Origin of the sequence: Streptomyces sp. NPDC055966, from assembly GCF_042269865.1 — a bacterium.
Taxonomy (GTDB): Bacteria; Actinomycetota; Actinomycetes; order Streptomycetales; family Streptomycetaceae; genus Streptomyces.
In genome coordinates, this window is the sequence record NZ_JBHJYK010000014.1 from 24,533 (window position 1) to 44,162 (window position 19,630).

The 19,630-nt window shown below is 71.5% G+C and carries 15 protein-coding genes and 1 tRNA gene; 8 read left to right on the forward strand and 8 right to left on the reverse strand.

Annotated elements, in window-relative coordinates:
• Nucleotides 1-24: 24 nt before the first annotated feature.
• Both ACFC8N_RS27575 and ACFC8N_RS27580 read right to left on the reverse strand, forming a co-directional pair.
• Nucleotides 25-906: a hypothetical protein gene (locus ACFC8N_RS27575; protein ID WP_356021152.1), complete on the reverse strand. Its 882-nt coding sequence runs from the start codon at nucleotides 904-906 to the stop codon at nucleotides 25-27.
• A 58-nt stretch (nucleotides 907-964) separates the two neighbouring features.
• On the reverse strand, nucleotides 965-2,722 hold the full coding sequence (locus ACFC8N_RS27580) for a beta-galactosidase family protein (protein WP_376290714.1): 1,758 nt from the start codon (nucleotides 2,720-2,722) through the stop codon (nucleotides 965-967).
• Nucleotides 2,723-2,835: 113 nt separating this feature from the next.
• On the opposite strand from ACFC8N_RS27580, the gene ACFC8N_RS27585 reads away from it, so the two are divergent.
• The 7 genes from ACFC8N_RS27585 (at nucleotide 2,836) to pyk (ending at nucleotide 12,626) form a co-directional block, all read left to right on the forward strand.
• Nucleotides 2,836-3,726 (forward strand): helix-turn-helix domain-containing protein, encoded by an 891-nt coding sequence (locus tag ACFC8N_RS27585; RefSeq protein WP_376290716.1) that lies wholly within the window; start codon nucleotides 2,836-2,838, stop codon nucleotides 3,724-3,726.
• 33 nt (nucleotides 3,727-3,759) lie between these two features.
• Nucleotides 3,760-4,107 carry a chorismate mutase gene (locus ACFC8N_RS27590; RefSeq protein ID WP_356021158.1) on the forward strand — a complete coding sequence of 116 codons (348 nt, stop codon included), beginning with the start codon at nucleotides 3,760-3,762 and terminating at the stop codon, nucleotides 4,105-4,107.
• A gap of 142 nt (nucleotides 4,108-4,249) precedes the next feature.
• Nucleotides 4,250-6,778 carry an aminopeptidase N gene (gene pepN, locus ACFC8N_RS27595; RefSeq protein ID WP_376290718.1) on the forward strand — a complete coding sequence of 843 codons (2,529 nt, stop codon included), beginning with the start codon at nucleotides 4,250-4,252 and terminating at the stop codon, nucleotides 6,776-6,778.
• 231 nt (nucleotides 6,779-7,009) lie between these two features.
• Nucleotides 7,010-8,443 carry a pyridoxal phosphate-dependent decarboxylase family protein gene (locus ACFC8N_RS27600; RefSeq protein WP_376290721.1) on the forward strand — a complete coding sequence of 478 codons (1,434 nt, stop codon included), beginning with the start codon at nucleotides 7,010-7,012 and terminating at the stop codon, nucleotides 8,441-8,443.
• Nucleotides 8,440-9,855 (forward strand): SidA/IucD/PvdA family monooxygenase, encoded by a 1,416-nt coding sequence (locus tag ACFC8N_RS27605; protein WP_362819156.1) that lies wholly within the window; start codon nucleotides 8,440-8,442, stop codon nucleotides 9,853-9,855. The genes ACFC8N_RS27600 and ACFC8N_RS27605 overlap by 4 nt, the downstream gene beginning before the upstream one ends.
• A gap of 51 nt (nucleotides 9,856-9,906) precedes the next feature.
• Nucleotides 9,907-11,031: a GDSL-type esterase/lipase family protein gene (locus ACFC8N_RS27610; RefSeq protein WP_356021167.1), complete on the forward strand. Its 1,125-nt coding sequence runs from the start codon at nucleotides 9,907-9,909 to the stop codon at nucleotides 11,029-11,031.
• Between the two features lie 158 nt (nucleotides 11,032-11,189).
• Nucleotides 11,190-12,626 (forward strand): pyruvate kinase, encoded by a 1,437-nt coding sequence (gene pyk / locus ACFC8N_RS27615; RefSeq protein ID WP_356021169.1) that lies wholly within the window; start codon nucleotides 11,190-11,192, stop codon nucleotides 12,624-12,626.
• Between the two features lie 80 nt (nucleotides 12,627-12,706).
• Here the strand turns inward: pyk and ACFC8N_RS27620 are convergent.
• A tRNA-Leu gene (locus ACFC8N_RS27620) sits at nucleotides 12,707-12,781 on the reverse strand.
• A gap of 100 nt (nucleotides 12,782-12,881) precedes the next feature.
• Here ACFC8N_RS27620 and ACFC8N_RS27625 point away from each other — a divergent pair.
• Nucleotides 12,882-13,538, forward strand: coding sequence for a response regulator (locus tag ACFC8N_RS27625; RefSeq protein WP_356021172.1), 657 nt, complete (start codon nucleotides 12,882-12,884; stop codon nucleotides 13,536-13,538).
• Nucleotides 13,539-13,614: 76 nt separating this feature from the next.
• On the opposite strand, the gene ACFC8N_RS27630 is transcribed toward ACFC8N_RS27625, so the two are convergent.
• From ACFC8N_RS27630 to ACFC8N_RS27650, 5 genes are all read right to left on the reverse strand, one after another.
• Nucleotides 13,615-14,331 carry an ABC transporter ATP-binding protein gene (locus ACFC8N_RS27630; RefSeq protein ID WP_356021174.1) on the reverse strand — a complete coding sequence of 239 codons (717 nt, stop codon included), beginning with the start codon at nucleotides 14,329-14,331 and terminating at the stop codon, nucleotides 13,615-13,617.
• The gene (locus ACFC8N_RS27635; RefSeq protein WP_356021175.1) at nucleotides 14,328-15,293 is read right to left on the reverse strand and encodes an ABC transporter ATP-binding protein; all 966 of its coding nucleotides are present in this window, start codon (nucleotides 15,291-15,293) and stop codon (nucleotides 14,328-14,330) included. The genes ACFC8N_RS27630 and ACFC8N_RS27635 overlap by 4 nt, the downstream gene beginning before the upstream one ends.
• A 5-nt stretch (nucleotides 15,294-15,298) precedes the next feature.
• Nucleotides 15,299-17,149 (reverse strand): branched-chain amino acid ABC transporter permease, encoded by a 1,851-nt coding sequence (locus ACFC8N_RS27640; protein ID WP_356021177.1) that lies wholly within the window; start codon nucleotides 17,147-17,149, stop codon nucleotides 15,299-15,301.
• 5 nt (nucleotides 17,150-17,154) lie between these two features.
• Nucleotides 17,155-18,087, reverse strand: a complete 933-nt coding sequence (locus tag ACFC8N_RS27645) for a branched-chain amino acid ABC transporter permease (RefSeq protein ID WP_356021179.1) — start codon at nucleotides 18,085-18,087, stop codon at nucleotides 17,155-17,157.
• Between the two features lie 112 nt (nucleotides 18,088-18,199).
• Nucleotides 18,200-19,438, reverse strand: coding sequence for a branched-chain amino acid ABC transporter substrate-binding protein (locus ACFC8N_RS27650; RefSeq protein ID WP_356021181.1), 1,239 nt, complete (start codon nucleotides 19,436-19,438; stop codon nucleotides 18,200-18,202).
• Between the last annotated feature and the right edge of the window lie 192 nt (nucleotides 19,439-19,630).

Sequence of the window (19,630 nt, forward strand, 5' to 3'; positions counted from 1 at the left end):
TCCGGCCCACCGGCGGGAGACGGGCTACGTGTCGCACTCCAGCACCGTCCGGCACACCCCGCACCGCGCGCGGACGCGCCCTTTCACCGGCACCCGGATCCGCTGGTGGCAGGTGGGGCAGGGGAAGCTGACGCGGAGGTGGCCGGCGGGGTCGGGGGTGAAGGCGTAGGAGGCGCCCGGCGCGGTGGAGGGCGCGTGCCGGCGGTCGTGGGCGTAGCGGCGCCGGCCCGCCCAGCCCGCGCCGGTCAGCGGTGGCTGCTGCTCGTCCCGGCGGGCCTGGGCCATGCCCTTGGTGTAGGCGGTGTAGGCCTGCGGACTGGTGAACCACACCGACGGGTCCTCCTGGAACAGCAGCGCCCGCTTGGCCAGGACGTAGCCGAACTCCTCGGGGGTGAGATAGCCGAGCTTCTGCGAGGAGACCGCGTCCTCCCGGTAGGCGTCCAGCAGCAGCCAGCCCGCGCCCAGGTAGGTCGTCACCGTGTCCGTGAGGATCTCGTTCTCCGCCGTGGTCGGGAAGGAGAGGTCCAGGCGGTGCAGATAGACGTGCGCCACCTCGTGCGCGAGGGCGGCGCCGATGTCCCGGCGATGTGTGCGGAAACGGTCGTTCAGCTCGACGAAGTACTCGGGACCCGCCGCCAGTTCGACGTTCGCCGCGTGGGTCATCTCCCGGAAGCCGACGATCAGCCGCGCGTCCGGCAGCCGGAAGTGCCGCACGATCTCGTGGGCCACGCGCTGAGCGCCCAGGTGCAGGTCGTCGGTGTCGCAGAAGGCCACGTCGGCGGGGGCCAGACTGGTCGAGAACGTCTGGACGGTGTCGTAGGACAACCGCCTGTACAGCGCGTTGACGGCGGCCCGCACCGTCTCCAGGTGCGGATAGCCGTGCTCGACGGGTCCGCCGTTCGCCACGTCCGCACCCCCAATGACGCCGGAACTCCTCTCCACTCTAGGCGCGGCGGGCCGCCGGTCATACGGGGCACAGGCGGGGCGCCCGCCGGGCCGGGGGGCTCTCCTCCAGCTCCAGCACCCACAGCTCGTTGTCGCCCTCCCGCAGCACCGGACCGGGGACGTGCAGGGACCGCTGGGGGCCCGCCGACCAGTAGCGGCCGAGCCCGAAGCCGTTGATCCAGACGAAACCGCGCGTCCAGCCGGGCAGCTCCAGCCGGGCGTCCCCGGCCCCGCGCACCGTGAGCGTGCCCCGGTACAGGCCCGGGGCGCCCTCCTGTGGCGGCGGGCCGAACGGCACCGCGTCCACGCCGGCGTCGAAGGCGTCCAGATCCAGCCCACGCGCGCGTACCCCGTGCAGGAACTGCCGCTCGTGCACGATGCCCCCGGTGACGCCCTTCGCCTCGCCGAGCCGGGGCCCGTAGTTCACCCGGCCCAGGGACTCCACCCACAGCTCCACGCGCGCGGGGCCCGCGACGGGCTCCTTCAGGACCGGCTCCTCCTCGGTGAGCACCCCGGCCCGCGCCCCGTCGACGTACACCACCGCCAGATCCCGCAGCCCGCGCACGCCGAGCGGGTACGGCTGCCGCGGCCCCGGCACCTCCACCACGTAGCGCACCAGCCCCCGGGTGACCCCCAGCTCCTCGAAGGACGGCGGCACGGGCGTCGTACGCTCCTCGCCGCCCAGCGTCTCCAGTACGGCGTCCAGCCCTGCCCAGGCGGTGAGTGACGCCTCGGACGGTGACTCCAACACGGGTGGCCGCGGCGGAAGTTCGGGCAGCGGGCCGGAGCCGTACGCGGCGAGGACCTCGCGGAACGCCCAGAACTTCGCGGTGGGGCGGCCCTGTTCGTCGACCGGGGCGTCGTAGTCGTACGACGTCACGTCCGGCTCCAGCGGGCCCTCGTGCAGCGCGCCGCCGCCCCGGTTGGCGCCGGCCCAGCCCCCGAAACTCGTGCCGCCGTGCGCCATGTACAGGTTCACCGAGGCCCCCGCGTCGAGGATCTCCCGCAGCGCCCCCGCGGCCTCGTCGGGGTCGCGTACGACGTGCTCGCCGGACCAGTGGTCGAACCAGCCGCACCAGAACTCCATGCACATCAGCGGGCCCTCGGGGCGGTGGCGGCGCAGCGTCTCGAAGGCCACGCGCGCGTGCGAGCCGAAGTTCACCGTGGCGAGCACCCCGGGCAGCGAACCCCCGGTCAGCATGTGGTCCTCCGGCCCGTCCGAGGTGAACAGCGGGACCGTGACCCCTTCCGCACGCAGCAGGTCGGCCAGCTCGCCCAGATGGCCGGTGTCGCTGCCGTAGCTGCCGTACTCGTTCTCGACCTGCACCATGAGCACCGGGCCGCCGCGGTCCAGCTGCCGGGGCACGATCTCGGGCAGCAGACGGCGGAACCAGGCGCGTACATGCGACAGATACCGTTCGTCGCGCGTACGCGCGCGTGTGCCCACCTCATGTGTCAGCCACGCCGGCAGGCCGCCGTTCTCCCACTCGGCGCAGATGTAGGGGCCGGGCCGCACGATCGCCCACAGGCCCTCGTCCCGGGCCGCGTCGAGGAACCGGCCGAGCGCCTGCACGTCCCGGAACGTGCCGGGGCGCGGCTGGTGCAGATTCCACGGGACGTACGTCTCCACGCAGTTCAGGCCCATCGCCCGCAGCATCGCGAGCCGGTGCCGCCACTGCGCCTCGTGCACCCGGAAGTAGTGCAGGGCCCCGGACAGCAGCCGTACCGGTCGCCCGTCCAGCAGGAAATCGCTTTCCCCCACCGTGAACTCGCTCATGCCGCCCAGCCTCGCCCCTGGCGGAGCGCCACGCCATGGACGAAGATCGGCGGTGCTTGGACAAAACGCCGCTCGGCGGGAATCCGTGGTGGCCGACGCCGGGAGGAGCGCCGATGTACCAGACCTGGATGCGGTTCTTCAGCCCTGCTCCCGCCCACCACCGCCTCGGTCTGGTCTGTCTCGGCGTCGGCCTCCAGCACGGCGCGCTGCCCACGGTCGGCCCGCGCACCCTCGACCACCACGTGGCCGTCGTGATCAGCTCGGGCGGCGGCTGGTACCGGGCCGCCGACGGCCGCCGTACGGCCGTCACCGCGCCCGCGCTGCTCTGGCTCACGCCCGGCGTGCCCCACCACTACGCGCCCGACCCGGGCACCGGCTGGGACGAGGGCTTCGTCGACTTCACCGGGCCCGCCGCCGCGACGTACACCGAGCTCGGCTACATCGAGCCCGAGCGGCCCGTCGTACCGCTCTCCGACGCCTCCGGGCCCCGCGCGGTGGTCGCCCGCATCGTCCGCGCCGCCCGCCGGGGCAACCCCCTGCTGGAGGTGGAGACCGGCGCCGCCGTGCACGAACTCCTCGTCGCCCTGCGCCGGGCCCGCGCCGACCTCGCCCCGGACGGCGACCAGGTGCTGGAGGCCCTCGCCCGGGACGCCTGCACCCCGATGAGCGTCGCCGACCACGCGCGCGTGCACGGCATGACCCCCGCCGAGCTGCGCGGCGCCGTCCGCCGGGCCGCCGGGTGCAGCCCCAAGGACTACCTGCTCGGCATCCGCCTCGCCCGCGCCAAGGAACTCCTCGCCGCCACCGAGCTGCCCGTCGCGGCCGTCGCACGCCGCGTGGGCTACGACGACCCCGCCTACTTCTCCCGGCTCTTCACGCGCCGTGTGGGCCTCGCCCCCGTCCGCTTCCGGGCCCAGCAGGGCCGTGCCGTCCCCGGCGGCTGGAGCGACCGGGTGCCGGACCCCGCCGACCCCCCGATGATCCACTCTCCGGACACCCCGTAGACGTGGGCCGCCAACCGCATAGGGTTGACGGCCATGACCACCAGCAACACCGGCACCGGTGACATGCAGCCCGAGGTCCGCCTGGAACTGGAGCGGCTGCGCGACAGCATCGACAACATCGACGCGGCCGTCGTCCACCTGCTCGCCGAGCGGTTCAAGGCCACCCAGCAGGTCGGCCGGCTCAAGGCCGTGCACCAGCTGCCGCCCGCCGACCCGGGCCGTGAGTCCCGCCAGATCGAGCGGCTGCGCCGGCTCGCCGAGAACGCCAAGCTCGACCCGGCCTTCGCCGAGAAGTTCCTGAACTTCATCATCGCCGAGGTCATCCGCCACCACGAGCGCATCGCCGAGGACACCGCCAACGCCCAGCCCGCGGAGGACTGACCCGGAGGAGGGCGCGGGGTAGGGGCGGAGCGGGCGCGGGGCGCTCCGGCGATCGGAACGGGCCCGGTCGACGTTCCGGACATATGCGGCGAACCAGTCCACCCCCTGTCCGCTGTCAGTGCCATCGGGCAGCATGGCCTGCATGTCCGTACTCACGCGCGACGAAGCGCAGCTCCGAGCACAGCTCCTCGACGTCCACCGCTACACGGTCGAGCTGGACCTGACGACCGGGGACGAGACCTTCGACTCCCGCACCGTGATCCGCTTCACCGCGCGGTCCGCCGGGGACACGTTCGTCGAGCTGAAGCCCGCGGAGCTGCGCACGGTCACGCTCGACGGACAGCCCCTCGACCCGGAGTCGCTCGCCGACGGCCGGCTGCCGCTGGAGAACCTCACCGCGGGCGAGCACGAACTGCGTGTCGACACGGCCATGCGCTACTCCCGCACCGGCGAGGGCATGCACCGCTTCACCGACCCCAGCGACGGCGAGGCGTACGTCTACACGCAGATGTTCATGGACGACGTCCAGCGTGTCTTCGCCGCCTTCGACCAGCCCGACCTGAAGGCCGTCTTCGAGGTCTCCGTCAGGGCGCCCGAGAGGTGGACCGTCCTCGCCAACGGCGTCACCGAGCAGCGCGCCGACGGGGTCTGGGAGGCCGCGCCCACCCCGCTGATCTCGACCTACCTCGTCGCCGTCGCCGCCGGCCCCTGGCACTCGGTGCGCACCGAGCACCGCGGGCTGCCCTTCGGCATCCACTGCCGCCGCTCCCTCGCGCCGTACCTCGACACCGACGCCGACGAGATCTTCGAGGTCACGCGTGCGTGCTTCGACCGCTACCACGAGGAGTTCGAGGAGCCGTACCCCTTCGACTCCTACGACCAGGCGTTCGTCCCCGAGTTCAACGCGGGCGCCATGGAGAACCCGGGCCTGGTCACCTTCCGCGACGAGTTCGTCTACCGCTCCGCCGTCACCGACACCGAGCGGCAGACCCGCGCCATGGTCATCGCGCACGAGATGGCCCACATGTGGTTCGGCGACCTCGTCACCCTCAAGTGGTGGGACGACATCTGGCTGAACGAGTCCTTCGCCGAGTACATGGGCTACCAGACCATCGCCGAGGCCACCCGCTTCACCGACCCCTGGACCGAGTTCGCCGTCACCCGCAAGGCCTGGGGCTACGACGCCGACCAGCGCCCCACCACCCACCCGGTCGCCCCCGAGAACGTCGACGACACCGCCTCCGCGCTGCTCAACTTCGACGGCATCTCCTACGCCAAGGGCGCCTCCGCGCTGCGCCAACTGGCTGTCTGGCTCGGCGAGAAGGACTTCCTCGCCGGCATCAACACCCACTTCGCGCGGCACAAGTTCGGCAACGCCACCCTCGCCGACTTCATCGACTCCCTCGCCTCCGCCACCGACCGGGACGTGCCCGGCTGGGCCGACAGCTGGCTGCGCACCACCGGCGTCGACACGCTCACCCCCCGGATCGCCTCCGCCGACAGCACCTTCACCCTGGCCGTCGACCGCACGGGCAGCCGCCCGCACCGCCTCACCGCCGGCCTGTACGACCGCGACGTCGCCGACGAAGGGCACCTGGTGCTGCGAGAGCGCCGCGAGCTCGACGTCCCGCAGAGCGACCCACAGCCCCTCGGCAGGCGCCCCGCGCTGCTCCTGCTCAACGACGGCGACCTCACCTACGCCAAGGTCCGCTTCGACGCCGACTCCTTCGAGGCGCTGCGCGCCGGACTGTCCGGCCTGCCCGACCCGCTCACCCGCGCGGTCGTCTGGAACGCCCTGCGGGACGCCGTGCGCGACGGCGAACTGCCGCCCGCCGCCTACCTGGAGACGGCCCGCGCCCACCTGCCGCGCGAGACCGATCTGGCGATCGTCCAGGGCGTCCTCGCCTTCTCCTCCGGTCAGATCGCCGACCAGTACCTGAGCGCGCGGGAACGCCCGGCGGCCCTGTCCACCCTCACCTCCCTCTGCCGCGACCTGCTGCGCCGCACCGAGGACGGCGACCACCCCGGCCTGCGCCTGATCGCCGTGCGGCACCTGATCGGCGTCGCCGCCCACCCCGACACCATCGCCGCCTGGCTCGCCGACGGCACGGTGCCCGGCGGGCCGGAGATCGACCCGGAGCTGCGCTGGCGCATACTCGCCCGGCTCGCCGTCCTCGGCGCCACCGACGAGGCCACGATCGCCGCCGAGCTGGAGCGCGACCCGAGCGCCACCGGCCGCGAGGGCGCCGCCCGCTGCCGCGCGGCCCTGCCGGACCCGGAGGCCAAGCGCGCGGCCTGGGAGGCCATGTTCACGGGCGACGACCTGTCCAACTACCTCTTCACGGCCACCGCACAGGGCTTCTGGCAGCCCGAACAGGCCGATCTGGTACGGGAGTACGTGCCGCGCTTCTACCCGGACGCGGTCGCCGTCAGCGCCCGCCGCGGCCCCGCCATCGCGCAGGCCGCCGCCCGCTGGGCCTTCCCGGTGCACGCCGTCGACGCCGAGAACGTGGCCCTCGGCCAGGCCTGTCTGCGCGACGCCGATCCCACCCCGGCCCTGCGCCGGACCCTCGCCGACCGCCTCGACGACCTCTCCCGCGCCCTGCGCGTGCGCGGCGGGCAGGAGACACCGGGGGAGCCGCACGAGACGCGGGAGGCCCAGGGGGCGTAGAGGCAGCAGCGTGATCGTAGTGACGGGAGCGGCCGGCAACGTCGGCCGCGCCCTCCGCCTCAACGCGCGGGCGGGCATGACTCCGCAGGCATAATCCCAACGCATTTTCCCCGCACGGCAGTACCCACTTTCGGGTTCTGATCGTCGGTATTTCGGGACACACGGGCCACTTCCCGTACAAGCTGGAAAGCGAAGGCCGGCCCGAGAGCGCCCGAAAGCGGAGGACAGCCGATGCCCGGTGACCACCCTCTGCCCGCCCCGGCCCTCGCCTCGGGATCCGGGAGACCCGACGGCCCCGCAGCCCTGCGCCCCCTGCTCGGCACCGTCCTCGACGCGCTCGCGGCCGGTGCCCGGGCGCGGGGCGGGCCGGTGCCCGCCGGGGGACCCGAGGCGGTCGCGGCGCGCGTCGCCGACGTGCTCGGGGACGCGCTGCCGGAACGCGGTGACCCCGACGCCCTGCGCACGCTCGTGCAGGCCCTCGCCGAGGGTGCCGCCGACCCCGCCGACCCGCTGTGCGCGGCCCACCTGCACTGCCCGCCGCTCGCCGTGGCCACCGCCGCCGACCTCGCGGCGAGCGTGCTCAACCCGTCCCTGGACTCCTGGGACCAGGCCCCGGCCGCCTCCGTCCTGGAAGCCGCGGTCACCCGCGCGCTCGCCCACGCGGCCGGGCTCGCCGACGCCCTGGTCACCACCGGCGGCACCGAGTCCAACCAACTCGCCCTGCTGCTCGCCCGCGAGGCGCACGGCGCCGGCGTCCGGCTGGTCTGCGGGACGAACGCCCACCACTCGCTCGCCCGTGCCGCCTGGCTCCTCGGCCTGCCCGATCCGGTCGTCGTCCCCGCGCCGAGCGGCATCCTCGACCCGGCCGCCCTGGACGACGCCCTCACCACGCTCCCCGGTCCGCTGCTGGTCGCCGCCACCGCCGGCACCACCGACGCCGGCCTCATCGACCCGCTCCCCGAGATCGCGGGCCTGTGTGCCGCCCACGGCACCCGGCTGCACATCGACGCTGCCTACGGCGGAGGCCTGCTGTTCAGCGACCGGTACCGGGACCGACTCGCCGGACTCGAAGCCGCCCAGACCGTCACCCTCGACCTGCACAAGCTCGGCTGGCAGCCGGTCGCCGCGGGCCTCCTCGCCCTCGCCCGCCCCGCCGAACTCGCCGCGCTGCACCAACGCGCCGACTACCTGAACGCCGACGACGACACCGAGGCAGGCTTCCCCGACCTGCTCGGCCGCTCCCTGCGCACCACGCGCCGCCCCGACATCCTCAAGATCGCGGTCACCCTGAAGACCCTCGGCCGCACCGGACTCGGCGACCTGGTCGACCAGGTCTGCGCCCACGCACGCGCGTTCGCCGCCCTGGTCGACGCGCACCCCGGCTTCGAGCTGTACGACCGGCCGGCGATCAGCACGGTGCTGTTCCGGCCGGCGGGAGCCGACGACGACGCCGTGGCCGCCGTACGCCGGCGCCTGCTGCACGAGGGCCGGGCCGTCCTCGGGCGGGCCCGGCTCGACGGCCGGCTCTGGCTCAAGGCCACCTTCCTCAACCCCCGCACCCGGCCGGACGACCTGACCCGGCTGCTGGAACTCACACACACCCGGCCGGTGAACCCCGCAGAAGCCGGTCGGACGGAACCCGCAGAAGAAGGCACCCCCGCATGAGCAACCCCCCACGCCACGAGCCCGCCTCCCCCCGCGACCTCGTCGGCATCGGCATCGGCCCCTGCAACCTCTCCCTGGCCGCGCTCGCCCACCCGCTCGCCGGACTCGACGCCGTGTTCTACGAACAGCGCCCGGGCTTCGACTGGCACCCCGGCCTGCTCATCGAGGGCGCCACCATCCAAGTCCCGTTCCTCGCCGACCTGGTGACCCTCGCCGACCCCACCAGCCCCTGGAGCTTCCTGAGCTTCCTGCGGTCACGCGAGCGGCTCTTCCCCTTCTACTTCGCCGAGCGCTTCCACATCCAGCGCGCCGAGTACGACGCCTACTGCCGCTGGGTCGCGCAGAACCTGCCCGGGCTGCACTTCCGTCACCAGGTCGACTCGGTGCGCTGGAACCCCGAACGGGACGTGTTCGAGGTCGACTTCGCCCAGGTGGGCGCCGAGGGCGAGGCCGAGGCCCTGGGCCGTACGTACACGCGCAACATCGTCCTCGGAGTCGGCACCGCACCCCATGTGCCCGACCCGCTCAAGCCGCTGGTGGACGCCCCGGGGGTGCCGGTCGTCCACGCCGCCGACTACCTGGACCACCGCGCCGCCGTCCTGGCCGCCGAACACGTCACCGTCGTCGGCTCCGGACAGTCCGGCGCCGAGGTCTTCCTCGACCTGCTGCGCCACCGCCCGGCGGGCCGCGAGCAGCTGCACTGGATCGGCCGCAGCGAGGCGTTCGCGCCGATGGAGTACTCCAAGCTGGGCCTGGAGCACTTCACGCCCGACTACACGCGCTACTTCCACGCCCTCGCCGAGCCCGTCCGCGACCGGCTGATCGCCGCCCAGTGGCAGCTGCACAAGGGCATCGACGCGGGCACCCTCGCCGCCATCCACGACGAGCTGTACCGGCGCACCCTGCACGGCGGCTGGCCCGACGCCGTCCTCACCCCCGGCGTCCGGGTCCGCACGGCCGGCCGGATCGCGACCACCCAGGTCGAACTCCATCTGGAACACCTCCAGCAGGGCACCCGCACCCGGCTCACCACCGGCGCCGTCGTCCTCGCCACCGGCTACCGGGAGCGCCCGCTCGACCGCATCCTCGCCGGACTCGACCCCTACATGCGCCGCGACAGCAGCGAACGCCCGCGCATCGACGAGGAGTTCCGGCTCGTCCTCGACCCGTCCGTGACCGGCTCGGTCTACGTCCAGAACGCCGAGCTGCACACCCACGGCGTCGGCGCGCCCGACCTCGGCCTCGCCGCCTGGCGCAGCGCCACCATCATCAACTCGCTCACCGGAAAGAACCCTTACCCGCTGGCCGAGCGAACGGCCTTCACCACCTTCGGACTTCAGGACGGTCTGCCACGGGTGCCGCAGGCCCGGCAGGCCGTCCTGCAGCTGACGCCCCTCGCCGACGGAAGGTGAGGACCTCGCGAGGCCGGAAGAATCCCAGCGACGGCGGTGTTGGCGGTTTCCATGACCACGACATGGATCGCCGCCCACCGCACCGCCGTCATCGACCCCGACGAGGACTTCGCGCTCTTCCAGAGCCGGGGCTTCACCGATCAGACCGTACGGCAGACCCTGCGGCTGGCCGGGGGAGGCGAGGCGGTACGGATCATCCTCAGCAACCGTTACGGCAAGAAGCCACTGGAGATCGGCGGCGCGCACGTCCGGGGCGACGGGATCGACACCCCGCTCACCTTCGACGGGACCGGGGCCGTCACCGTCCCGGCGGGCGGGGACCTCGTCTCCGACCCCGTCGAGCGGCCCGTCACCGCGGGCCAGGTGCTCACGGTCGGCGTCTATCTGCCCGGTGACACCGGCCCGACGACCTTCTCCGCGGTGCCGTACGACATCGGCCGGGCGGCCCCCGGCGACCAGCTGACCGCGCGGACCCTGCGGGATGCCGAGGAGGTGCCCACCGGACACTTCGGGATCGGCGCCGACGTCCGCGCGCCCGAGGGCACCAAGATCGTGGTCGCCTTCGGGGACTCCTGGATCGAGGGCGCGGCCACCACGCCCGGCCTCGACAACAGCTTCCCCTCCCAGCTCGGCCGCCGGCTGCCCCACGGCTGGATCGTCAACCAGGGCATCTCCGGCAACCGCCTGCTGACCGACCAGATCGGCGAGCGCCTCCTCGCCCGCGTCGACCGGGACGTCCTCGCGGTGCCGGGCGTGAGCCACGTCCTGATCCACATCGGCCTCAACGACCTCGGCCTGCCGGGCCACATCGCCTTCCCCGACCCCGGCGAGCCGCCCACGGCCGACGCGCTCATCGCCGGGCTCACGGCCCTCGCCGACCGGCTGCACGCCGCCGGGCTGACCGTCGTCGGCTCCACCATCGGCCCGTACCGCGGCACGGTCTACGACGGCTACGACAGCGAGGCCGGGCAGGCCGTCCGTCGCGAGGTCAACGCCTGGCTGCTGGGGCAGGAGCACCCCTTCGACGGCATCGTGGACGTCGCCGCCGCCGTCGCGGACCCGGCCGAACCCGACCGGATCCGCGAGGAGTTCGACAGCGGTGACGGCCTGCACGTCAACGACGCCGGCGCGAAGGCGATCGCCGAGGCCGCCGAGCTGTCCCTGCTGAGGCTCTGAAGGCTCCGGAAGCCCTGCCGGATGCCCCGCAGGGAAATTCGCTCATCGGAGCGAGTGACCGCACAATTCAACACTTGTCAACGGCCCTTTACTCAAAGGTTGTTGAGTGGTCATGTGGGGCCGATTCTCTACCGGCGGGTAAGGCCTAGGCTCAAGGTATGCGCCGAGCAAAGATCGTCTGTACTCTGGGGCCCGCCACCGACTCGTACGACCAGATCAAGGCACTGGTCGAGGCCGGAATGGACGTCGCCCGCCTCAACCTCAGCCACGGCACGCACGCCGATCACGAGGAGCGCTATCAGCGCGTACGAAAGGCGGCCGACGAGACCGGCCGCAGCGTCGGAATTCTCGCCGACCTTCAAGGTCCGAAGATCCGGCTCGGCCACTTCGGTGAAGGCCCCGTACTCCTTGAACGCGGCGACGAGTTCACCATCACCGTCGAGGAGGGCGTCGCGGGCGACCGCCACCGGTGCGGCACCACCTACGCCGGCCTCGCCGCCGACGTCACCCCCGGTGAGCGCGTCCTCGTCGACGACGGCAAGGTCTGCCTGGAGGTCACCGCCGTCGACGGAGCGTGCGTGCACACCCGGGTGGTCGAGGGCGGCATGGTCTCCGACCACAAGGGGCTGAACCTCCCCGGCGTCGCCGTCTCCGTCCCCGCCCTCTCCGCGAAGGACGAGGACGACCTGCGCTGGGCGCTGCGCGCCGGCGTCGACGTCATCGCCCTGTCCTTCGTGCGCAGCGGCAGGGACGCCGAGGACGTGCACCGCATCATGGCCGAGGAGGGCCGCCGCCTCCCGGTGATCGCCAAGGTCGAGAAGCCGCAGGCCGTCGAGAACCTCGACGAGATCGTCGCCGCCTTCGACGGGATCATGGTCGCGCGCGGCGACCTGGGCGTGGAGATGCCGCTGGAGCAGGTGCCGATCGTGCAGAAGCGCGCGGTCAAGCTCGCCCGGCGCAACGCCAAGCCGGTCATCGTGGCCACCCAGATGCTCGACTCGATGATCGAGAACTCCCGCCCGACCCGTGCCGAGGCCTCCGACGTGGCCAACGCCGTCCTCGACGGCACGGACGCGGTGATGCTCTCCGGCGAGACCAGCGTCGGCAGGTACCCGGTCGAGACCGTGCGCACCATGGCGAAGATCGTGGAGGCCGCCGAGGAGGGCATGCTCGCGGCGGGCCTGCCCCCGCTGACCGAGAGCAACAAGCCGCGTACCCAGGGCGGCGCGGTCGCCCGGGCCGCCGCCGAGATGGGCGACTTCCTCGGCGCGAAGTTCCTGGTCGCGTTCACCCAGTCGGGAGACACCGCCCGCCGGCTGTCCCGCTACCGCTCGCCGATCCCGCTGCTCGCGTTCACGCCGGAGCCGGCCACCCGCTCCCAGCTCAGCTTCACCTGGGGCGCGGAGACCTTCCTCGGCCCGCACGTCGACTCCACGGACGCCATGGTCGACCAGGTGGACGAGCTGCTCCTGAAGTACGGCCGCTGCCGCAAGGGCGACGTCGTGGTGATCACGGCCGGCTCCCCGCCCGGGGTCTCCGGCTCGACCAACATGGTCCGGGTCCACCACATCGGTGAGGACGACAGCCCGAAGTAGTCACGGGTGACACGAAAAGGGCCCCTCGGTCGAGGGGCCTTGCATGTCTTTCTACACTGACCTTGGGATCCAAGGAAAAGTGCCCCGGGTCGGACTCGAACCGACACTGTACGGGTTTTGAATCCGTTGCCTGCTGCCAATTGGGCTACCGGGGCTCGCAGAATCCAAGGTTTCCCCCGACCCTCCGCGCGTCCACCATACCGTAGCTAGGTAGGCTCTTGTCAGCAGTACCCGTGCCCTGAACGAGGAGCCCCCGTGACCGCCGAGTCGCCCCAGCCCGTAGACGCGCCCGACGACGACAAGTCGCACGTGCCTCCGCTGACGACCCGCGTCGTCATCGCCGAGGACGAGGCCCTGATCCGGCTCGACCTGAAGGAGATGCTCGAAGAAGAGGGGTACACGGTCGTCGGCGAGGCCGGAGACGGCGAGCAGGCCGTCGAGCTGGCCCGCGAGCACCGGCCGGACCTGGTCATCCTGGACGTGAAGATGCCCAAGCTGGACGGCATCTCCGCGGCCGAGAAGATCGCCGAGGAGTCCATCGCGCCGGTCCTCATGCTCACCGCCTTCTCCCAGCGCGACCTCGTGGAGCGCGCCCGGGACGCCGGTGCCATGGCGTACCTGGTCAAGCCGTTCAGCAAGAGCGACGTCGTACCGGCGATCGAGATGGCCGTCTCCCGCTTCACCGAGCTGAAGCAGCTGGAGCAGGAGGTCGCCGACCTCACCCAGCGCCTGGAGACCCGCAAGCTCGTCGACCGCGCGAAGTCCATCCTCCAGACCGAGTACGGCCTGACCGAGCCGGCCGCCTTCCGCTGGATCCAGAAGACCTCCATGGACCGCCGCATGTCGATGCAGCAGGTCGCGGAGGCGGTGATCGCGGACAGCGAGGAGAAGAAGGCGGGCAAGAAGGGCTGAGCCCACCGCCCGTACGACGAGGCCCGTGCCCCGGAGAAGAGGGCACGGGCCTCGCCGTCGTCCTGGTCGGTCCTCGTCAGTCCTCGCCCAGATAGGCCTTGCGCACCGACTCGTCATGCAGCAGGTCCTGTCCGGTCCCGGACAGCACGATCGTGCCGACCTCCATCACATGCCCCTGGTCGGCCAGCGACAGCGCGGCCTGCGCGTTCTGTTCGACCAGCAGGATCGTCGTGCCCTGGGACTTCAGCTCGGCGATCGTCGCCATGATCTTCTGCATCATGATCGGCGACAGACCCATCGACGGCTCGTCCAGCATCAGCAGCTTCGGCTGGGACATCAGCGCCCTGCCCATCGCCAGCATCTGCTGCTCACCGCCGGAGAGGGTGCCGGCGGCCTGCTTCCTGCGCTCCCCGAGGATGGGGAACAGGTCGTAGGCGCGCTGGATGTCCTTCTCGACGCCCGGCTTGTCGCTGCGCAGGAACGCGCCGAGGCGCAGATTGTCCTCGATCGTCATGCGCGGGAAGATGTGCCGCCCCTCGGGGGAGTGGGCGAGGCCCAGCGCGACGATCTGATGCGCCGGGACCTTCTTCAACGACTTGCCGTTGAACCGGATCTGGCCGCCGACCGGCCTCAGCAGCCCGGAGAGCGTGCGCAGCGTGGTGGTCTTGCCGGCGCCGTTGGTGCCGATGAGGGTGACCACCTGACCGGCCTCGACCGTGAACGAGATGCCCTTGACGGCCTCGATCTTGCCGTAGGCGACCCTCAGGTCCTCGACTTCGAGCAGTGCGGTCATCGGTCGTTCTCCTTGCCGGGCGCGGCGTCGGTCGTGTTCTCGGAGTCCGCCGCGGCCGCTTCCGCGGGCTCGGCCGCCGCAGCAGTCCCGGTCTCGGCCGCCGCCTCCGCCGCCTCGACCTCGGCCACCTCCTCGTCGCCGGGCGCGTCCTCGAAGGGTTCGCCGAGGTAGGCCGCGATCACGCGCTCGTCGCCCTGGACGGTCGCGCTGTCGCCCTCGACCAGCTTCTCGCCCTGCACCAGGACGGCCACCCGGTCGCAGAGGTTGAAGATGAAGCGCATGTCGTGCTCGATGACGAGGACGGCGATGCCCTGGTCCCGGATGGCGAAGACCAGTTCCTCGGTGGCCCGGGTCTCCTGCGGGTTCATGCCGGCCGTCGGCTCGTCGAGCAGCAGCAGACCGGGCTCGCTGGCCAGGGCGCGGGCGATCTCCAGCTTGCGCTGCTCGCCGTAGGGGAGGTTGCGGGCGAGGTGCTCGGCCTTGCGGTCCAGGCCCACGAACCGGAGCAGTTCCATGGCCCGTTCGCGCGAGGCCGCCTCGGCGCGGTGGAATCCCGGGCCGCGCAGCAGCGCGGACCACAGGCCCTCCTTGGTACGGGTGTGGCGGCCGACGAGGACGTTCTCCAGCACGGTCATGTTGGCGAACAGCCGGATGTTCTGGAAGGTACGGGCGATGCCGGCCGCGGTGACCTTGAAGGACTTCGGCGGCAGCACCTGGCCCCGGTAGCGGACCTCGCCCTCGGTGGGCACGTACAGGCCGGTCAGGCAGTTGAAGAAGGTCGTCTTCCCGGCACCGTTGGGGCCGATCAGGCCGACGATCTCGCCGCTGTTGACGGTCAGGTCCACATCGCGTACGGCGGTCAGACCGCCGAAGCGCATGGTCACGCCGCGGGCGTCGAGGACGACCTGGCCGGGGGCGGGTGCGCCGGGGGCGGTGTCCTTCGTGGTGGTGTCGGTGGTCATCGTGGTCAGGCCCCTGCCTTGCTGAGGACGGCGGGCGTCTCGGACTCTTCGTGGAACTCCAGCTGGCGGCGCCGGTTCGGGATGAGCCCCTCCGGGCGGAAGCGCATCAGCAGGATGAGGGTGACGCCGAACGCGAAGAGCTGGTAGTCGCCCAGGAACTGGAGCTTGGCCGGGATCAGGTACAGCAGGGACGCGCCGACCAGCGGACCGGAGATGGTGCCCATGCCGCCGAGGACCACCGCGGCCAGCAGGAAGGCCGAGTTGGGCGGCACGGCGTAGGCGAACTGGTACTGCTCCGGGGTCACCGTGTAGGTGACATGGCCCTGGACGGAGCCGGAGAGCCCCGCCAGGCAGGCACCGAGCGCGAAGGCGATGAGCTTGACCCGGAAGCCGTTGATGCCCATGGCGAGCGCGGCGGTCTCGTCCTCGCGGATGGCGACCCAGGCGCGGCCGATCCGGGAGTCGCTGCTGCGCCGGAACACCACGACCACCACGAGCGTGATGATCAGCATCAGCAGCAGGTAGTTGGCGAACCGGCCGATGGTGGTGCCGAGGATCTGGTGCTGCGCGCCGAAGTCGAAGCCGAGGATGTTCAGGTTCGGGATCGAGGAGATGCCGTTGGAGCCGTTGGTGACGTCCGGGCCCGAGGTGCCGTCCATGTTGAGGACGGTGATCCGGAAGATCTCACCGAAGCCGAGCGTCACGATGGCCAGGTAGTCGCCGCGCAGCCGCAGGGTCGGGGCGCCGATGATGACGCCGAAGACCATGGCCACGACCGCGCCGAGCAGCGCCGAGGCCCAGAACGGCCAGTGCACGTGCAGCGGCGAGGACGGCGAACCGGAGACCAGGGCCGCGGTGTAGGCGCCGACACCGAGGAAGGCGACGTAACCGAGGTCGAGGAGGCCGGCGAGGCCGACGACGATGTTCAGGCCCAGCGCGACGGTCGCGAAGATGAGGATGTAGACGCCGATCGTCGCGTACTGGTCGCTGGTCTGGGTGAACGGGAAGGCCGCGGCGGCGACGAAGGCGCCGATCATGGTGATGTTCCGGTGCTTCGCGGTGATCGCCGAGACACGGGCCACGAGCCCGGCCTTGGAGACCGCGGCGAAACCGAAGCCGGCGGTGATCAGGAAGCCGACGAACAGCTCGTCGTACGCCGTGCCGACGCCGTAGCTGAAGACGGTCAGACCCACGGCCATGACGGCCACGATGACGAGGATCTCGGCCCAGGAGGGCAACGGGCGTGCCGGGGCCGGGGTTTCGGCGGCGAACGCCGCGCGGAACGTGCTCCAGCGCCGGCGGGCGTTGTGCCGGAACAGCTCCCAGCCGGTGTCGTCGGGGTCGACCGGGTCCGGCTCCGGCCGTGTGAACGGCAGGGCCAGCGCGCCGATCAGGGCGACGAGCGTGGTGATCGCGACGACGACGCCGCCCGGGTCCAGGTTGACCAGGCCGCCGAGTTCCACGCTGATGGCGATGACGGTGTACCAGGCCGCGCCGAAGGTGCCGAGCGCGGCCATCTTCAGTGCGGCGTCGGCGCTGCCGGGCGCCAGTGCGCGAAGGCCCCTGACGCCGTAGGAGGCGAGGCCGAACAGGGTGGTGAGGACGCCGCCGATCAGGACGAGGACCTGGAGGCCGCCCGGGTAGCCGTAGACGGTGAGGTCGCCGGGGAAATCGGTGGTCCAGGTCCAGGACAGGAAGGTGGACGCGATGGTGAGGACGCCGCCGCCGGTGGCGAGGGCCCGGCCGAGCGACGCCGGAAGGCCGACGAGGCCGGTGCGGGCGGCGGCAGGGGTGCTCGAAGTCTCCGGGGTCCCGGGGGACTCGGGGGACTCGGACGGTGTGGTCTGTGTGGTCATCGCTGTCACGCCCTGTCCGCGACGCGCTCGCCGAGCAGGCCCTGTGGCCTGAACAGCAGCACGAGGATGAGGAGTACGAACGCCCAGACGTCTGCCCAGGACTGGCTGCCGAACTTGGCCATTCCGGGGATGTCCGCGATGTAGGCGGTGGACAGGGCCTCGGCCACACCGAGGACGAGGCCGCCGAGCATGGCGCCGTAGATGTTGCCGATGCCGCCGAGGACGGCCGCGGTGAAGGCCTTGAGTCCGAGGAGGAAGCCCATCTTGAAGTCGATCTGGCCGTACTTGAGGCCGTAGGCCACGCCTCCGACGGCCGCGAAGGCGGCGCCGAGGGCGAACGCGATCACGATGATGCGGTCGGTGTTGACGCCCATCAGCCGTGCGGTGTCCGGATCCTGGGCGGTGGCCTGCATGCCGCGGCCGGTACGGGTGCGCATCACGAAGTAGGCGAGGAACGCCATGCTGAGCGGGGCCGCGACCACCAGGAAGATGTCACCGGTCTGGATCGTGACGTTGCCTATGTCGAAGGGGCCGCCCGGAATGGTGGGGAACGTGCGGGCGGACTTCGCCTGCGGGTACCAGGCCCACACCGCCTGCTGGAGCGCCAGGGACAGACCGATGGCGGTGATGAGGGGTGCGAGGCGCGGCGCGGTGCGCAGCGGGCGGTAGGCGAACCGTTCCGCCCCGACGGCGACGGTGACGGAGACCAGGACGGCGCCGATCAGCATCAGCGGCAGGGCCACCCACATCGAGGTGCCGTCGGGAAGGATGTAGACGTAGACCGTGAGCGCGCCGAACGCGCCGGTCATGAAGATCTCGCCGTGGGCGAAGTTGATGAGCTGGACGATGCCGTAGACCATGGTGTAGCCGATGGCGACCAGCCCGTACATGGATCCAAGTAGCAGGCCGTTGACCAGCTGCTGCGGCAGTTCGTTCACCGCATGTCCTCCGAGATGTTCGGACGTTCGACGGATGGAGCCGGATGCGAGACCGCGCGGGGCGCCAGTGGAACAGCGCCCCGCGCGGCTCGGTCGGTGCGGGTGGGCGGGGTCAGCCGCCGTTGTAGGTGCCGGACTCCACTGCCTTCCAGGCGCCGCCCGTCACGGAGTAGACGGTGAGCTGCTTGTTGGTCGCGTCACCGTACTGGTCGAAGGAGACCTTTCCGGTCACGCCGTCGAAGGACACGTTCTGCACCGCGGCGGTCACCTTCGCGCGGGCGTCGGACGGAAGCTTGCCGCCGTTGTCGTCGACGACCTTCTTCACGGCCTCGATGATCGACCAGGCCGAGTCGTAGGAGTAGCCGCCGTAGGCCGCGTAGTCCTCCTTGTAGCCCCCCGCCTTGTAGTCGGCGACGAACTGCTTGGCGGAGGCCAGCGTCTCGACCGGCGCGCCGACCGAGGTGGCGAAGTCGCCGGTGGCGGCGGAGCCGGCCAGCTTGATGAAGGTCGGGTCGTAGATGCCGTCGCCGCCGATCAGCGGGATGTTGGCGCCGGCGGACTTGATCTGCTTGCTGAGCGGACCGGCCTGCGGGTACTCGCCGCCGTAGTAGACCACCTCGGCGCCGGAGCTCTTGACCTTGGTGGCGACCGCGGAGAAGTCCTTGGTGTCGGGGTTGATGTGCTCGGTGCCGACCACCTTGCCGCCGAGCTTCGTGAACTCCTCGGTGAAGGTCTTGGCGAGACCGGCGCCGTAGGTCTTCTTGTCGTCGATGACGAAGACCTTGCTCTTCTTGGCCTTGTTGAAGATGTACTGGGCGGCGAACGGGCCCTGGACGGCGTCCGTGGTCGCCGTGCGGAAGTACGACTTGTACGGACGCGCCTTGGTCTGCTGCCAGTTGGTGCCCTGGGTCAGGTCCGGGCTGGTGTTGGCGGGCGAGACCTCCACCAGCTTGTTGTCGTCGAAGACCTTCTGCATCGACTGCGCGACCGAGGAGTTGAGCGGGCCGACGACGCCGAGGACGGAGTTGTCACCGACGAACGCGGTGGCGTTCTGCTGGCCGGAGGAGGGCTGTGCCTGGTCGTCCTTGGCCGAGATCGCGAAGGTGACGCCCTTGACGAGGTTCTGCTTGTTGGCCGTCTTGACCGCGAGGTCCACGGAGTTCTTGATACCCAGGCCGAGCGCGGACAGGTCGCCGGTCAGCGGGGCGTCGACGCCGATGGTGACGGTGGTGCCGCCCTTTCCGGAGTCGGAACCCTTGTCGCCGCCGCTGTCGCGCGAGCCGCAGGCGGTGAGGGTGAGTGCTCCCGCTGCCAGCGCGGCGGTGATGGCGATGAGCGAACGTTGACGCACGATCAGTCCTTTCCCCAGGACGACCGCCTCCCCATGGAGACGGCCGAGCCGCGCGCCTGAACGACATGACAAGCCCAGAAGGCGAGTCGAAGCGGTAATCCGACGGGCGCGGTGACTGGCGGTGACTCTAGGCGTGTGCAGGGAACGTGGAGGAGTACCTGTCCGAGGCTGTGACTCTCTTGTTATGACACG